We start from the raw sequence: 16209 nt of genomic DNA, 5'->3' as shown, positions 1-16209 counted from the left end.
ACCGCTTGCGGCGCTCCGTGACCTACCGGGTGGGCGGGGTGAGCAGGACGCGCAGGGTGCAGTTCGAAGGGGCCAGATCCTCCCAGGATCCGTCGAAGGACAGGATGAGGGCGGTTGCCGTGGGCACGCCGCGAGCGACCTCTGACCGATCGTCCTCGCAAGCCAGGACGTAGCCCGCGCCGGAGATGGTCGGCTCGTGACCGACGATGAGTGCACTGCTGCCCTCGAAAGTGCGCGCCAGGGTGAGGATGTCCTCCTCGTCGGCGTTATAAACGCCGCGGTCGAACCAGCTATCACGAATCGACACGCGCTGACTGATCTGAGCGAAGGTCTGCTGCGCGCGTGCCGCATCGGAACACACCGCGACATCGAAGCTCCCAATCTCCCGGGAGAGAACGCCGCCGAGGCGAGTGGCCTGGTCGACGCCCGCGCGCGTCAGGGGGCGAGCGTGATCGGGGTAGGAGTATGCGGCCTGCGCGTGGCGAACGAGAACGAGGGTTGGCATACTTCCAAGCGTAACCGCACGGGGAGGACACCATGGCACTGGGAGTCGAAGCCGCATCGGGCATCTGCTCGGCGCGTGAATGCACGAACGCTGCGATCTACCGGATCGACTGGCGCAATCCGGCAATCCACCGCGGGCGCACGAAGACGTGGCTCGCGTGCGAGGATCACCTGTCCTACCTGGAGAACTACTTTAAATACCGGTCGTTCCCCTACGAGGTGTCAGCCTTCGTTGCACCCGATAAGGACTCAGGCGGCGAATCGTCTCACGACCACTGATCGAGGGGACGGTCGTTCCAGGTCAGGGCGTGGAGCCCCTTCGCCAGTTCGTCGGCCGAGGAAGGGGCGAAGTCGGGCGCCCACTCGAAGGTGGACGTGCCCGTGTTGGACATGAAATGCTTGGAGACGAGCTCCTCGTCAATGTCGGTGGACAGCCACGTGGCCAGCAGGCGCGTGAGCGCACCGTGGATGACGAACACCGCAACGGCCTCGTCCCCCGCGTTCTCACGAGCGGTCAGTCCCACTCGGCGCACGGTCTCCAGCGAGCGGGCCAGGGCCTCGCGCCCGCTCTCACCGCCGGGCATGCGATTATCCAGATCCCCCGCGCACCACGACAGCGTCGTGCGTACATAGAGGGACTGCGAGCACGGGTCAGCTGCCATTTCGAGGTCGCCGGAGCGTAGCTCGCGGATGCCGGGGTACACCTGCGGGGTCAGCCCGTAGGCGCTCGCCAGCGGGGCCGCAGTCAGGCGCGTGCGATGCAGTCCGGATAGCGCAATGACGGTAGGAGGAGGCGCGACCTCGGACTCCCATCGATCCGCGAGGCGCTGGGCCTGGAGGAGTCCTTCGGGAGTCAGCCCGAGGCCGGGGCGCACCGTATCGAGCGCACCGAGGCGATTCGCGGGGGTTTGTCCGTGCCGTACCAGCACAATCTTCACTGCTGCTCCCAGAAAAGTCGTTCCATGACGGCGCGCGCTTTGCGTCCAGCGCGCAGCCAGTCGTCTTCGAGGGCGTTCAGCCCGCCGCTACCGTACCCGAGGATCGCTGCGAGGGCACGCAGCTCCGCGCTATCGCGGGGCAAGACGTCGAGCTTCACACCGCTCATGCGCCCGCTCGCCAGGGTGTTTGCCGCGCGGATACGGGTGGCCATATCCCAGGCGTCAAGAAGAGTCTGCGCGTCTTGAGCGCCGATCAGCTCGCGCTCCTGAGCGCTGAGGATCGCCTGCGTCGTCGAGGGCGTACGCAGTGCGGGGTTGTTCATTCCAGCACGCATCTGGATGAGCTGGATCGTCCACTCCACGTCGGTGAGGCCGCCGGGTCCGAGCTTCACATGGCGAGCGGGCTCGATGCCGCGCGGCAGACGCTCGTTCTCCATGCGGGCTTTGAGCAAGCGAATGTCACGCACATCCGACTCGCTCACTCCCCCATAGGCAAGCTCATCGAACAGTGCCCGTGCAGAATCGGCGAGGCTTCCCTCACCGATCGGGCGCGCACGCACCGCGGCCTGCCGCTCCCAGGTGGATGCCCACCGCTGCGTATACTCACGATGCGACTCGATCGTGCGGCTCATCGGGCCGTTCTTGCCCTCGGGACGCAAATCGAGGTCGACGACAATGCCCAGCTGATTGGTCGCCGAGCCGAGGAGGTTCTTCACGCGGTTCACAATCGCCGTCGCGCTGGCAGCCGCTTCCGCCTCGGTGGCACCCCCGACGGCCTCGTGCAGGGCAATCACATCGGCGTCCGAGGCGTACGAGCACTCGCGTCCGCCATAGCGGCCCATCGCGACGAACACGACGGCCGCCCGTTGCTGGCCCCAACGCTCAGCTTCCTCACGCTGCGCGATGGCGAGGGCTCCCAGAATTGCCGCATCCGTGGCGTCGGCGATCGCGTTACCGCGCGGATCGACGCCACCCAGCAGGTCGCTCATCGCGCAGCGCGTCAACTCACGGGTGCGTACGGCCCGCACGCGAGCGGCAGCTTCCGTCGCGTCTTCATGCCGATCGATAAGGGCGGCGACTTCTCGGGCCAGTCGGTGCGGCTCGCGCGGCGCCAGCTCAGCGTCATCGTCGAGCCAGGCCACGGCCTCGGGACGCTTGGCGAGAGCCTCGGCGATCCAGCGGGAGTTCGGAAGCATGGTCGTGAGCCTGTGGGCGGCCACGCCCGAGTCACGCAGGAGCGCGAGGTACCAGTGCGAATCCCCAATGTCCTCGGACAGGATGCGGAAGTTCAGGAGGCCCATGTCGGGGTCGGCCCCTCTGGCGAGCCACGAGATGAACACCGGAAGCAGGTGGCGCTGGATCGCGGCGCGCCTGCTCGTCCCCTGGGTGAGCGCGCCGATGTGCGTCAGCGCTCCCGCCGGATCACGGTAGCCAATCGCTGCCAGTCGGTCGCGCGCGCCATCCGCGTGCAGGGACACCTCGTCCTCGCTCAGCGACGCGGTCGCAGCAATGATCGGACGGTAGAAGACGTCCTCATGCAAAGCACGCACACGAGTGCGAACCTCGTCGATAGCGGAACTGATCGACTCCGCGTCTGCGAAGCGAGTGGCACCCATCGAACGTCCGAGGACACGCAGCTCCCGTTCCTTGTCAGGAATCAGGTGCGTGCGGCGCATCCGGGGCAGCTGAGTGCGGTGTTCGACGGCGCGCAGGAATCGGTAGCACGAGGCGAGCTGATGCGCGTCGCTGCGCGCGATGTAGCCACCCTCGCGCAGCGCCTCAATCGCCTCCAGCGTCGATCTCACGCGCAGGAAGGCATCGGTGCGACCGTGAACCAGCTGGAGCAGCTGAACCGTAAACTCAACGTCGCGCAGGCCGCCGCGCCCGAGCTTGAGCTCACGCGACGCATGTGAACGCGAGATGTTGTCTTCGACGCGGCGACGCATCGCGCGCGCAGCCTCGACAAATCCTTCGCGGGTGGCAGCGCTCCACACGTAGGGCTGCGCAGCTTCCTCGAAGGCACGCCCGACAGCCTCGTCTCCCGCACAGGCACGTGCCTTGAGCAGCGCTTGAAACTCCCACGTTTGCGCCCACTTGTCCCAGTACTGGCGGTAGGACTCGACGGTGCGCACGAGCGCTCCGTTGCGGCCCTCAGGGCGCAGGTTCGCGTCTACCGTCCACAGCGGCGCTTCGGTTCCGGGGCCCGAGCAAGCGGAGGCGGTGGCCGCCGCCAGGCGCGTCGCGACCTCAAGGGCTTCTCGCTCATCCCCATCAGCCCCGGCCTCGGCGACGTAGACGACGTCCACGTCGGAGATGTAGTTGAGTTCGCGTGCTCCCGTCTTACCCATCGCAATGATGGCGAAGGGGATGCGCCCGCGCGGGTCAATGTCGCGCCTCGCCAGGGCAAGGCCAGCCTCGAGAGTTGCATCAACCAGGTCGGCGATGCGCCGACCGACCTCAGGCATGAAGCCTTCAGGATCATCACTCGTCAGGTCATCGGCAGCCAGGGAGAGCAAAACACGACGGTAGCCGGCGCGCAGGTCATCCACGTGCGCGTGCTCCGAGGCTACGTACACTCCGTTATCCACCCGCGTAGCCCCGACGGATTCCAGCAGCACCTGTGCGGCCTCACCGGGATCCTCCCACGTTGCTCGAGCGCGGCTGGGATCGGCGATGATGTAGTCGCCCAGCCACTGGCTGCCACCCAGCACTGCGCACAGGCGAGCGCGCGCACGCGAATCATCGATGAGTCCCCGCACGAGGCCGGGATCCGCTTCGTGAAGGCGGATCGCCGCCAACAGCGCCTGATCGGGGTCGGCGCTCGCCCCCAGGTCCGCCGCCCATACCTCGGCTCCACCCGGAAGCTCCTCGAAGAAATCGAGGGCGCGGCGAGGGTCCAGGAATCCGGCAAACCGGAGTTCGTCGAGCGTCACCGGGGAACGACCTTGAGGAATTGCTCGAGTTCCTGACGGGTAATCTGTTGACGATACTCCGTCCATTCCTTGCGCTTGTTGCGGATCACGTAGTCGAACACCTGCTCGCCGAGCGTGGAGGCCACCAAATCGGAGCGCTTCATCGCACGCACCGCATCCGCCAACGAGGCAGGCAGGGCACGAATGCCCATGACTTGACGCTCGCGATCCGACAGATCCCAGACGTTGTCCTCGGCCTCAGGCATCAGTTCCATCTTCTGCTCGATGCCATCCAAACCAGCGGAAATCAACACAGCGAACGCAAGATACGGGTTCGCACTCGGGTCGGGCGCGCGGTATTCGATCCGTGCGGCCGCGGCCTTCTTCGGCTTGTAGAGGGGGACACGCACGAGAGCCGAGCGATTCAGGTGACCCCAGCACACGTAGGAGGGAGCCTCTCCCCCGCCCCACAGGCGCTTGTAGGAGTTGACATGCTGGTTGGTAATGGCCGCAATCTCCTCGGCATGGGCGAGCAGGCCCGCAATAAACTGACGCCCCGTCGTGGACAGGCGATACTGACCCGCCGGGGAGAAGAACGCGTTCGCTTCGCCCTCAAACAGCGACAGGTGCGTGTGCATTCCCGAGCCCGGGTGCTCGATGAAGGGCTTGGGCATGAACGTCGCGACGAGCTCCTCGCGTAGCGCGACCTCCTCAATGAGGGTGCGCGCAGTCATGATGTTATCCGCTGCACGCACGGGGTCAACGGCTCGCAGGTCAATCTCGTTCTGTCCCGGTCCGCCCTCGTGGTGCGAGAACTCGACCGGAATCGCCATGTCCTCGAGCATGCGCACGGCGCGGCGGCGGAAGTCGTTCGAATCGCCGCGCGCGACGTGGTCGAAGTAGCCAGCCTGATCGACGGGGATCATGCGATCGGGTGTCACGGGCTGACGCAGCAGGTAAAACTCAATCTCCGGGTGAATCATGACCCGGAAGCCCGCATCAGCGGCGCGCTCCACGGCTCGCTCGAGAACCCCTCGGGGATCCGAGGGAGCCGGACGCCCATCGGGCATGAGGACATCGCAGAACATACGCGCAACCGGGTCCTCGTTGGAACGCCACGGGAGCAACTGGAACGTCGACGCATCCGGCTTGAGCAGCATGTCCGACTCGTAGACGCGCGTCAGGCCTTCGACGGCCGACCCATCGAAGCCAATCCCCTCACTGAACGCCTCCTCGAGCTCACCAGGGTCGATCGAAATCGACTTCAAGACGCCCGCAACATCCGTAAACCACAAACGGATGAAGCGAATATTCTTCTGCGCGACCTCGCGCAGCACGTATTCCTGATGCGAATCCACCGGTGTCCTCCCGTTGAGAAAAGAACGGGCCGACCGCAGGGACTGCGGTCGGCCCGGCATGGCTTCAGTCTACTTGCCCAGGTTGAAACCCTTCGAGATGGATTCCAGTGCGCCGGTGAGATCCGAGGGAAGCATCCACAACTTGGACGCCTGACCGTCTGCGATCTTCGGCAGCATTTCGAGGTACTTGTAGGACAGGAGCTCCGGTGTGGCCTTTCCTGCGTTGATGGCCGCGAAGACCGTCTGGATGGCCTCGGACTCACCCTGTGCGCGCAGGATCTGGGCCTGGCGGGCACCCTCGGCCTGGAGGATCAGGGCTTCCTTCTGGCCCTTGGCCTGCAGAACCTGAGCCTCCTGCTGAGCGGAGGCAGCCAGAACGGCGGCCTGCTTGGCGCCCTCTGCCTTCTTGATCTGGGCCTCACGCTCGGCCTCGGCCGTCAGAATCGTGGCGCGCTTGGTGCGCTCCGCCGTGATCTGCTGCTCCATAGCGGCCAGGACTCGCGGCGGCGGCTCAATGGACTTGAGCTCCACGCGGGTCACGCGGATGCCCCACGGGCCCGTGGCCTCGTCGAGAACGCCACGCAGCTGCTTGTTGATCGACTCGCGCGAGGTCTGGGTCTGCTCCAGATCAAGAGAGCCGATCAGGTTACGCAGCGTCGTCGCGGTCAGCTGCTCGATCGCCTGCAGGAAGTTAGCGACCTCGTAGGTTGCGCTGCGCGGATCCGTGATCTGGAAGTAGATGACGGAGTCGATCGACACCATCGCCTGATCAGCGGTGATGACGGGCTGCGGCGGGAAGTTCGCCACCTGCTCGCGCAGGTCAATGCGGGCAGCGACACGGTCCACGAAGGGGACCAGCAGGTGGAAACCACCCTGCATGACCGCCTGGAACCGGCCCAGGCGCTCGACGACGTACGCCTGCGACTGCGGGACAATCCGCACCGCGCGCACCAGCGAAATAACAACGAAAACAATGAGCGCGAGGACCACGATCACCGCGATGTTGCCGATGACTTCACTGGAACTCATAACGCATCTCCTTTCTTACGTTACTGACAGGAAGCGGGGCTTTCAGGAGGCCGAACCCGCAGACGGCTGGGTAGGTGCTGGCACCGCCGGGTTCAGAGCGCTCACGACGGCGGTTGCTCCGTCGATACGATCGACGCGTACCTCGACACCAACGGGAAGCTCAGGCCCCTCTGTTCGTGCGCTCCATTCACCGCCCGTGAACTGGATGCGTCCGTGACGCTCCCCCACGGCCTCGGTCACGTAGGCGGTCTTTCCGATGAGACCGTCCGTGTTGCTCGGAACGTAGTCGGTCGTCTTGTCGATCCGGCCCTTGAGGAACGGACGCACAACCGCCAGCAGAGCGATCGAGACAACGACGAAGACGATGACCTGAATCGTTAGATTCGCGCCGAACACGCCCGCGATGCCAGCTGCCAGCGCGCCGATCGCGAACATGAGGAAGACGAAGCTGACACTCATGACCTCGACGATGCCGCACACCAGGGCGGCGAGAATCCACAGCCACCAGGTAGTCATATTTCCCCCTTAGTCGGTGACGCCGCGCGCCCACCAGCGACCATCGGTGCGACCGGAGAGCAGCGGCATTCCATAGACCTGCGACAGATTGACGCCCGTCAGCGTGTCCTCGATGGGACCCTGATGGGCAATCTGCCCCTGCGACATGATCGCGCAGTGCGTCACGCCGTCAGGAATCTCCTCGATCTGGTGGGTCACCAAGATGATCTGCGGAGATTTCGAACCCTTCATGATCTCCGAAAGCGCGGCAATGAGCAACTCGCGCGCACCCAGGTCGAGCCCAGAGGTTGGCTCGTCGAGGACGAGGACCTCGGGATCGGTCATGAGCGCACGGGCGAGCAGCACACGCTGCGCTTCTCCCTCAGACAGGGTCGCGAACTCGCGCTCGGCGAGGTGGTCAACTCCGAAGATCTCCATGAGCGCACGGGCGCGCTCATCATCCATCTGCTCGTATTCCTCGTCGTGTGCGACAGCCAGGCCCCAGGCGGCGCTGCGCACCGTGTCGAGAACCGACTGCGTCGGCACGATCTTGGCACCCACCGCAGCCGAGGCGAGCCCGACGCGCGTGGCCACCTCTGCCGGATCGGCCTGTGCCAGATCCGTCTCCGAAACAGTCACGTCACCACTGTCAGGGGCGATGCGACCGGAGGCCACACGCGCCAGCGTGGTCTTACCCGCACCGTTCGGGCCGACGATGACCCAGTGCTGGCGTGGACGCGTCGACCACGAGACATCGGAGAGGATCTGTGTGTCCCCTCGTTGGACGGACACGTGAGAGAGATTCAGGACGTAAGTCATGTATCCAGCCTAGTCGTCTGACGGGTGACGTGCGCCCTAAACGAGCGAACGGTACAGCTCGGCGGTCTTCACGCCGATCGCTTCCCAGGAGAAGTGATCGCGGGCGCGAACGAGGCCGGCCTCGCCCATGCGACGTCCCAGCTCAGGATCGTCGAGGACACGCACCAGGCGATCAGCCATCGCTTCTTCGAAGGCGCGAGGATCGAGCGGCGTTCCCGTGCCGTCCTGCATCTGCTCGATCGGAACGAGGTAGCCAGTCTCTCCGTCGACGATCACGTCGGGGATGCCGCCGGTCGCAGTGCCGACGACGGGCAGGCCCAGGGCCATGGCCTCGAGATTCACGATGCCAAGGGGCTCGTACACCGACGGCGTAATGAAGACCTGCGCAGAGGACAGGATCGCCGCCACCTCGGGCTGCGGGAGCATCTCGGAGATGAGGACGACGCCGGAGCGACGCGCACGCAGCTCGGCGACGAGGCCCTCGACCTCGGCCGCAATCTCGGGGGTGTCAGGAGCGCCGGCGCACAGCACGAGCTGGACGTCATCGGGCAGGAGCTGGGCGGCACGCAGGAAGTATGGCAGGCCCTTCTGACGGGTGATGCGGCCAACGAACACGACCGTGCGACGAGACGGGTCAATACCATGCTCGGCGAGAACGCGGGCGCGCAGTTCCTCGCCCGCCTCACCCTCGGGGGCGTGCCACTTGTTCAGGTCGATGCCGTTGTGGATGACGTGCACGCGCTCGGGATCAACACCGGGGTAGCAGCGCAAAATATCGTCACGCATGCCGTTCGAGACGGCCACAATCGCGCTTGCTGCCTCATAGGCGGTCTTCTCCACGTAGGAGGACAGGCGGTAGCCACCGCCGAGCTGCTCAGCCTTCCACGGACGTAGCGGCTCAAGCGAGTGCGCCGAAATCACGTGCGGGATATCGCCGAGAAGCGACGCAACGTGCCCAGCAAAGTTTGCGTACCAGGTGTGGGAGTGGACCAGGTCAGAACCCTCGCACGCAGCGGCAATCTCGAGGTCGACACCGAGCGTACGCAGCGCAGCGTTCGCTCCGGCCAGCTGAGGCAGATCGGCATGTCCGGTCACGCCCGGGTCGGCTCCATCGGTACCCGGTTCGCGCGGACCGTCAAACGCCTGGACGCGCAGGTCATCGACGAGGCCGCGCAGGACCTTGGCCAGTTCGAGCACGTGGACACCGGCACCTCCGTAGACGTGAGGCGGGTATTCGCGGGTAAGGAGATCAACGCGCATGGTGGGGTCCTTCCGACAAGAGCGACGTGTGAGACACATCGTATCCGATCTCACGTCACCGCTGGTCGAAAACGAGACGGTGTAGCAATCGATAGACATTTGTAATACAGTGTGACCACTCCCACGGATCCGCGCCGATGCGGGTCCACTCGACCAACGAAGAGGTGCCACATGGCAAAGAACCACGTTCTGGCAATCGTTCTCGCGGGCGGTGAGGGTAAGCGACTGATGCCCCTGACGGATGACCGTGCAAAGCCGGCAGTTCCGTTCGGTGGTCACTTCCGTCTGATCGATTTCGCGCTGTCGAACATCGTGAACTCCGGATACCTCAAGATTGTTGTCTTGACGCAGTACAAGTCCCATTCGCTCGACCGCCACGTCACAAAGACCTGGTACACGTCTCCCCTACTCGGCAACTTCATCGCCCCTGTGCCGGCTCAGCAGCGTCGCGGCCCGCACTGGTACCTGGGTAGCGCGGATGCCATCTACCAGTCGCTCAACATCGTCGACGACGAGCAGCCGGAGTACATCGTCATCATCGGTGCGGACAACATCTACCGTATGGACTTCTCGCAGATGGTCCAGCACCACATCGATTCTGGCCTGCCCGCCACGGTCGCCGGCATCCGTCAGCCGATCGAGCTGGCTTCGGCACTCGGCGTCATCGACGGCGAGAACGGGGTTGTCAAGAACTTCCTCGAGAAGCCGAAGAACGCCGTGGGCTTGCCCGACGATCCCACCAAGGTCCTCGCTTCGATGGGCAACTACGTGTTCACCACGAAGGATCTGGTCAACGCTCTGCGTGAGGATGCGGCCGACCCCGATTCGAAGCACGACATGGGTGGCAACATCATTCCGTGGTTCGTCGAGCGCGGCGAGTGCGGCGTCTATGACTTCCAGGACAACGACGTGCCGGGGTCGACCGACCGCGACCGCGACTACTGGCGTGACGTCGGTACGCTGGACGCCTACTACGAGGCGAACATGGACCTGATCTCGGTGCACCCGGTGTTCAACCTGTACAACCGCGACTGGCCGACCATGACGATGATCGACGGCTCGCTGCCGCCGGCCAAGTTCGTGTACGGCGATGCGGATCGTCTGGGTCACGCGATCGACTCCTTCGTCTCCCCCGGCGTCATCGTCTCCGGCGGCGAGATCGTGCGCTCGGTCATTTCCCCGAACACCTACGTCCACTCGTGGGCGAAGATCGAGGATTCGGTCGTTATGCATGGCTGTCGCATCGGCCGCTCGGCCCGGGTCGTGAAGACGATTCTGGATAAGAACGTCGTCGTTGAGGAAGGCGCCGTCGTCGGTGTTGACCTCGAGCATGATCGCGAGCGTGGCTTCACCGTCACCGAGTCCGGCATTACGGTCGTTCCCAAGGGTGCGGTCGTCCGCAAGTGAGCATGACTCACCGTCTCGACGAGCCGGGTGCTCCGCTGCTGTGTGCCAGCGGTGCACCCGGCCTCGTCGTCACCGACGTCGATTCCACGCTGATCAGCCAGGAAGTCATTGAGGAGCTCGCAGACGCGGCGGGCACCCGTGAGAGGGTCGCCGAGATTACGTCTCGTGCCATGAATGGGGAGCTCGATTTCGCAGAGTCTTTGCGCGAGCGCGTCGCAACCCTCGCGGGTGTCCCCGAGTCGGTCTTCGGTGATGTCCTGTCCGCCATCACCCCCACGAAGGGCGCGCGCGAGCTGATCGACGCGGTTCATCGTGCGGGCGGAAAGTTTGGCATCGTCTCGGGCGGATTCGAGGAAGTGGTCGCTCCCCTGGCAGCGTCCCTCAACATCGACTTCTACGCGGCGAACCGCCTCGAGGTCGTGGATGGCGTCCTGACCGGCCGAGTGCTCGGGCGTATCGTGACCTCCCGCGTGAAGGTCGACTGCCTACGTTCGTGGGCCTCGTCCCTCGGTGTCCCCCTCGAGCGTACGGTCGCGATCGGTGACGGGGCGAACGATGTCCCCATGATGCACGAGGCCGGGGTCGGTATCGCGTTCTGCGCGAAGCCCGCCGTGCGCGAGCAGGTCTCCGTCCAGCTCAATACGCCGGATCTGTCCCTAGCGATCGCTCCCCTCGGCCTCGCCTAGCCGAAGGTGTCAGGGCTCGCGCGTGTCTGTCAGGCGGATCATGTGCCCGTCCCACCCGTCGCGCCAGGCGCGCGCGTACTCGAGGATCTGCGCGGGGTAGATCTCCCCGTTGATCTGGGCAGCTGCCTCGTCGATATCCCACCACGTCTGGGCATCGATGACGGAGCGCTCCAGGTCGGTCCACCCGTCCCTGCTGAGCGCGGTCGAAGGTGCCTGGGCGATGAAGAACCACTCGTCTTGCCGCGCGGTGACGGCCAGAAAATCAAACTCCGCAGTTCGGTACAGGACGGGTCCAACCAACACCAGCGGATCCAGCGAAATGCCCGTTTCCTCGAAGACCTCACGCACCGCGGCACTACGAGGGTCCTCCCCCTCCTCGATGCCACCCCCGATCGTGAACCACCAGAATCGCTCCGGTTGGTCCTCGTCGTGGCCCTTCGCCAACAGGACGCGTCCCTCATCATCAAACAAGAGGACGCGGGCGGCCTCCCGGTGGGGGTAGCCGTCCGCGTCCAATGGCCAGTCGAGTGCGCTCATGCCTCCAGAGTAGCCCGACGGCGGCGCAGGCCCCACACCAGGAGTGCTGCGCTCACGACGAAAACCGGGACTTCGATGGCGCCGTAGGTCAGGTTCCACGAGTCTTCGGGAGCCACGAACCCCAAGCCGTTGGCCTGAGCATGCAGAGCGAGCGCTCCAACGAAGCCCAGGGCACCAATGAGGACTGCACGCATCGCGCTGTTGGCACGCAGAACGGCCCAGGCCAGCGCATATCCGAACACGCCGGTGAAGATGGCATGAGCGTATGCGCCAAGGAGGGCACGCACGAGGAACGATTCCCACAGTCCACTCATTCCGTCTTCGAGCGCGCTCACGTAGTAGCCCACGTCCTCACCCCAAGCGAAGCCGATGCCAACGAGGGCGCCAAGAACGCCGCCCTGCGCGGGACGCTCGAGCACCTTGCGTGCGGCGAGAATCAGGGCAAGAACACCCAGGCCTTTACCCGTTTCTTCCACGACGGGGCCCGTTAGCACGGAGGTCACAAAGTCAACGGCACTGTCCCCTAAGCCAGACTCTTCAACGGCAGAATCTACAAAGCCGTTTCCGAAACCCGCAAAAATGAGAGCACCGCCGGTTCCCCAGCCGAACGCGGCAAGCCACGCAAGAACCGAAGGCTTCATGCGCGCCCACACACCGAGGAATACCAGGCCCACGACTGCGCTCAGGGTCGAGGCGCCGACCGCGAGCCAAGCATCGGATGAGGATGTACCCGCCAGGGCGTTCGAAAATTCATAGATAGCCGCCGGGATACTCAGTGCGATCAGCACGGCGGAGCAGACGATCAACGCCCAGGAACGTGGGCGCGTCGATACTTCATCAGTCACGTAGGTTTCCTTTCTGTCCCCACTATCGTGAGACATGAACCTATGTGTGTCCTATGAAAAGACGATGCGCGGCCTGTGAGAATCGAAACACTCACATGGGGCGGATGCCCATGAGCGACTGGAAGGTCTGACGCTGTGCCGTCGCCTCCTGAATCTTGCTCTGAGTCTCGTCGATCCGGGCCTTCTCGGGCCCGCGCACGTTCATGACGATCTGGTCGAGTCCGACGGAAGCCAAGTTGTTCATGAAGGACTTCATCGCGCGCTTGGCAGCGGGACCGCCGCCCGCGACCCAGGCCAGAGCGTTGCGACGCGAGCCCGGGTCACAGACCATCTGAACCTCGCTCGGCAGAATCCACCCCTGGTTGACGTAGGGCATGAGACCGGCAGCGATGTCGCGCCGCTCCCGACGCATCGTTCGAGCGACAAAGAACAGCCAGCCGCAGAACAGAGGAACCTGGAAGATGAAGTAGAGCACGAGGAAACCGCCGCGGGAACCCGAGATCGTGGCGGATCCGTTCCACAGACCGTGCATCGTTACGGCGATCAGGTAGCCAAGCGTCACAACACCGATGCCGGCACCGATCGAACGCGTGCGTGTCACCGCCCATCCGATCGCCCAACCGGTGCATGACGTGTACATGACGTGCCCGAAGACGCCCAAAAGAACGCGCATGATGAACGTCTCGGCAAGAACCCCATTGTAGAAGGTAATCACGAAGTAGCTGAAGTCTTCGACGACGAGGAATCCCGCCGCCGAGTAACCGGCGTAGACGAGGCCGTCAAGCGGGGAGGAGATTCTGTGACGCCGCATCATGACAATCACGAGCACACCGAGAGCCTTGAGGAATTCTTCGCCAAGGGGAGCGGCAACCACGCCCTCAAAGACACTCCCCGCAGCACCGCTACCGGTTGCACTGGCGACAGCGACTCCGGCAAGTCCGTTTGTAATCCCCGCGAAGAAGACTGCCACGCCGCCACCCCAGAGGAGCGCCGCGATCTTCGTCCACCAGGGCTCGGGCTCAAAGCGATCCACGAACTGAAGGAACGCCAGGATGATGACAAGCGGGACCAAGCACATGATCGCTAGGAAGAAGCCGAGGAAGGGTCCACTGGCGAAAAGGAAGCTGCTGGTACCCACGAGCATCATTGCCGCGCCGACACCGATCACGACGGCTTCAAAAACCGGTGCCTTCTTGGGAGCGGTGGGCATGGCCCACGACTGCACCTGTTGCGGCGCTGCCTGCGGGTACTGTGCGGCGCTCGGCCCGGGCATAGTCGGCGCCGAATTGACGAACGACTGGAAGGACGAGGTGAATCGCGCTTCGGGCTCGAATCGCGTCATCGGGTCGGGGGCAGGCATCTGCGTCGACTCAGTGGCAGGCTGCCCTGTTGAAATAGCAGGGGCGTAGGCCGAGGCTGCCTGCGGCTGCGGGATAACCGAACTAGTGGGTTGAGGAACGCCAGCATCGTCAGACGCAGGGGCCTCGGAGGCACCGGGCTGAGGATCAGACGACGGCTGGGGGATGGCATCGCTATCCGAGGCCGTGTCAGCGTTATCTTCCGGCTCAGGTTCGGGGGCGTAGCTCGAGGCTGCGGGAGCGCCATACTGCCCGGCGGGAGCCTGCTGCTGAGGCGCGGGAGCATAACCGGAGACCGCCGGAGCACCATACTGCGATCCCGGAGCCTGCACACCCTGCTGGGGCACTGGGGCACCGTACTGCGAGCCCTGCTGAGGTGCAGGAGCACCGTACTGCCCACCGGAAGCCTGCTGCTGAGGAGCCGGAGCGTAACCCGACCCGGCGGGCGCACCGTACTGCCCGCCCGAAGCCTGCTGCTGAGGAGCCGGAGCGTAACCCGACCCGGCGGGCGCACCGTACTGCCCGCCCGAAGCCTGCTGCTGAGGAGCCGGAGCGTAACCGGACCCCGCGGGCGCACCGTACTGCCCGCCGGGAGCCTGACCACCCTGCTGGGGCACCGGAGCACCGTACTGCGCACCCTGCTGAGGTGCAGGAGGACCGTACTGCCCACCGGGAGCCTGCTGCCCCTGCGGCTGGTTCGGCGGAATAAAGCCCTGCTGGGGCACGGGGTGAGGGTAGTTGTTACTCATAGCTCGTCTTCTTTCTTAGTGTGCCTGCGCGAGGCGGGACACGGCATCCGTCACGTCCTGCTGCTGTTCGGCGATCGACGTCAGGCGCAGGAATTCTCGCCTGTTGTCGACTGCTTCAGCGAGCATCTGACGGTCGGCTTCGATACGTGCGGGGTCGGGGCCGTTCTTGGCCATGAGGCGCTGATCCATGCCCAGAGAGGCAAGATTAATGAGGAAGGAGCGCATGGCACGCTTTGCCTCGCGGCCGCCCGATCGCGCCCACTTGAGGGCGGCTCGGCGCGCGCGCCTGTCGGTGGCCATCGTGACCTCGCCGGGAATGAACCATCCGGTACGCACGTAGGGCACGAGTCCGACGCGGATCTTCTCGGCTTCCTTGCGGGACATGATGATGAGCGCGACCGCCCACACGATGAAGGCTGGAACGCCGATGACTGCGTAGAGGAGGAAGAAATATCGGAACAGGAAGGCCGAGGTGCCGTTCCACGCGAAGTGGATGACCATGGCGAAGAACCAGAACACCAGCACGATGCCGGTCTTGGACCAGCCGCGCTTGAATTTCAGCAGTGCCAGGGCGAGGCCGATGCCGGTCATCGACGTCGCCATCGCGTGCACGAAGGGGCTGAACAGACCTCGAAGGACAAAGGTCAAGAGGACGCCGCCCGCTTCTGGATTATCGACCCTGATGAAGTAGAGGATGTCCTCGGCAAACATGAATCCGCAGGCGGAAAAACCCGCGTAGACGACGCCGTCGATGAGCGAATTAATGTTGGTGCGGCGCACAACGACAACGATGAGGACGCCGAGGCCCTTGAGTGTCTCCTCGACGAGAGGGGCAATAAAAGTTGCGCCAAGGGCATTGGATTGCTGGAGATCGCCGATCGAGAGGATGATGTTCTCCTTGAGGGCGGTGTTAAGGATACCCGAGGACAGAGTTGCGACTCCCGCGCCCCACAGGAACAGAGCCACCTTCGTCTTCCAGGGCTCTGGCTCCCATCGGTCGATGAACAGGATGAAGCTGACAACGATGAGGAGCGGAACGGCAGCGAGAAGAGTCGTCTTGACAAGAGAGGCGACACCCGATGACGCGGGGCTGAGCCAGAAGATGACCATACTGAGAAGGCCGATGGTGCCGACCGTCGTCATGATGACCTCGAACCACGGGAACGAGTGGCGTGCCTTCGGCGTTTGCCACACGGGTGCGGCGTCATCGGGCGCGGGCCCGGAGATACCACTGACGACGTCGATGTTGACGCTACTGATCTTCTTCAGGCGGTAGTCTTCGCCCGGCCCTCCCCAGTGGGTCGTGTGCATG

At 64.4% G+C, this 16209-nt stretch carries 15 protein-coding genes; 3 read left to right on the top strand and 12 right to left on the bottom strand.

The window, feature by feature from the left end:
• Positions 1-22 precede the first annotated feature (22 nt).
• On the bottom strand, positions 23-505 hold the full coding sequence (locus CYJ22_RS00270) for a SixA phosphatase family protein (RefSeq protein WP_101600217.1): 483 nt from the start codon (positions 503-505) through the stop codon (positions 23-25).
• Positions 506-537: 32 nt separating this feature from the next.
• Here CYJ22_RS00270 and CYJ22_RS00265 point away from each other — a divergent pair, with 32 nt between their 5' ends.
• A complete protein-coding gene (locus CYJ22_RS00265) occupies positions 538-783 on the top strand; it encodes a hypothetical protein (protein ID WP_101600215.1) in 246 nt (81 codons plus the stop codon).
• Here CYJ22_RS00265 and CYJ22_RS00260 read toward each other — a convergent pair.
• The 7 genes from CYJ22_RS00260 to glgA all read right to left on the bottom strand — a co-directional run bounded on the left by CYJ22_RS00260 (position 771) and on the right by glgA (position 9315).
• Positions 771-1442 carry a histidine phosphatase family protein gene (locus CYJ22_RS00260; protein WP_101600213.1) on the bottom strand — a complete coding sequence of 224 codons (672 nt, stop codon included), beginning with the start codon at positions 1440-1442 and terminating at the stop codon, positions 771-773. The two genes, CYJ22_RS00265 and CYJ22_RS00260, sit on opposite strands and share 13 nt — an antisense overlap.
• Positions 1439-4375 (bottom strand): bifunctional [glutamine synthetase] adenylyltransferase/[glutamine synthetase]-adenylyl-L-tyrosine phosphorylase, encoded by a 2937-nt coding sequence (locus CYJ22_RS00255; protein WP_101600211.1) that lies wholly within the window; start codon positions 4373-4375, stop codon positions 1439-1441. Before CYJ22_RS00255 ends, CYJ22_RS00260 begins: the two co-directional genes overlap by 4 nt.
• The gene (locus tag CYJ22_RS00250) at positions 4372-5712 is read right to left on the bottom strand and encodes a glutamine synthetase family protein (RefSeq protein WP_007590430.1); all 1341 of its coding nucleotides are present in this window, start codon (positions 5710-5712) and stop codon (positions 4372-4374) included. Before CYJ22_RS00250 ends, CYJ22_RS00255 begins: the two co-directional genes overlap by 4 nt.
• Before the next feature lie 69 nt (positions 5713-5781).
• A complete protein-coding gene (locus CYJ22_RS00245) occupies positions 5782-6741 on the bottom strand; it encodes an SPFH domain-containing protein (protein ID WP_007590426.1) in 960 nt (319 codons plus the stop codon).
• A 42-nt stretch (positions 6742-6783) separates the two neighbouring features.
• A complete protein-coding gene (locus CYJ22_RS00240; protein ID WP_101600208.1) occupies positions 6784-7257 on the bottom strand; it encodes an NfeD family protein in 474 nt (157 codons plus the stop codon).
• Positions 7258-7266: 9 nt separating this feature from the next.
• Positions 7267-8055: an ABC transporter ATP-binding protein gene (locus CYJ22_RS00235; RefSeq protein ID WP_101600205.1), complete on the bottom strand. Its 789-nt coding sequence runs from the start codon at positions 8053-8055 to the stop codon at positions 7267-7269.
• A 36-nt stretch (positions 8056-8091) separates the two neighbouring features.
• Positions 8092-9315 carry a glycogen synthase gene (gene glgA, locus CYJ22_RS00230; RefSeq protein WP_060567371.1) on the bottom strand — a complete coding sequence of 408 codons (1224 nt, stop codon included), beginning with the start codon at positions 9313-9315 and terminating at the stop codon, positions 8092-8094.
• A 171-nt stretch (positions 9316-9486) separates the two neighbouring features.
• Here glgA and CYJ22_RS00225 point away from each other — a divergent pair, with 171 nt between their 5' ends.
• Entirely contained in the window at positions 9487-10722 is a 1236-nt protein-coding gene (locus tag CYJ22_RS00225; RefSeq protein ID WP_101600203.1) for a glucose-1-phosphate adenylyltransferase, read from the top strand.
• A 2-nt stretch (positions 10723-10724) separates the two neighbouring features.
• Positions 10725-11408: a phosphoserine phosphatase SerB gene (gene serB, locus CYJ22_RS00220; protein WP_101600201.1), complete on the top strand. Its 684-nt coding sequence runs from the start codon at positions 10725-10727 to the stop codon at positions 11406-11408.
• 9 nt (positions 11409-11417) lie between these two features.
• Here serB and CYJ22_RS00215 read toward each other — a convergent pair whose 3' ends face one another.
• The 4 genes from CYJ22_RS00215 to CYJ22_RS00200 form a co-directional block, all read right to left on the bottom strand.
• On the bottom strand, positions 11418-11945 hold the full coding sequence (locus CYJ22_RS00215) for an NUDIX hydrolase (RefSeq protein WP_101600200.1): 528 nt from the start codon (positions 11943-11945) through the stop codon (positions 11418-11420).
• A complete protein-coding gene (locus CYJ22_RS00210; protein WP_101600197.1) occupies positions 11942-12790 on the bottom strand; it encodes a PrsW family intramembrane metalloprotease in 849 nt (282 codons plus the stop codon). The genes CYJ22_RS00215 and CYJ22_RS00210 overlap by 4 nt, the downstream gene beginning before the upstream one ends.
• A gap of 91 nt (positions 12791-12881) precedes the next feature.
• A complete protein-coding gene (locus CYJ22_RS10365; protein WP_279354604.1) occupies positions 12882-14897 on the bottom strand; it encodes a PrsW family glutamic-type intramembrane protease in 2016 nt (671 codons plus the stop codon).
• Positions 14898-14912: 15 nt separating this feature from the next.
• Complete coding sequence (locus tag CYJ22_RS00200) at positions 14913-16208, bottom strand: PrsW family intramembrane metalloprotease (protein ID WP_101600194.1); 1296 nt, start codon at positions 16206-16208, stop codon at positions 14913-14915.
• Position 16209 lies beyond the last annotated feature (1 nt).

This window comes from Schaalia odontolytica (assembly GCF_002847525.1).
GTDB lineage: Bacteria > Actinomycetota > Actinomycetes > Actinomycetales > Actinomycetaceae > Pauljensenia > Pauljensenia odontolytica_B.
The sequence above is the reverse complement of the archived record's forward strand: the minus strand, read 5'-3'. Positions and strand labels throughout refer to the sequence as shown.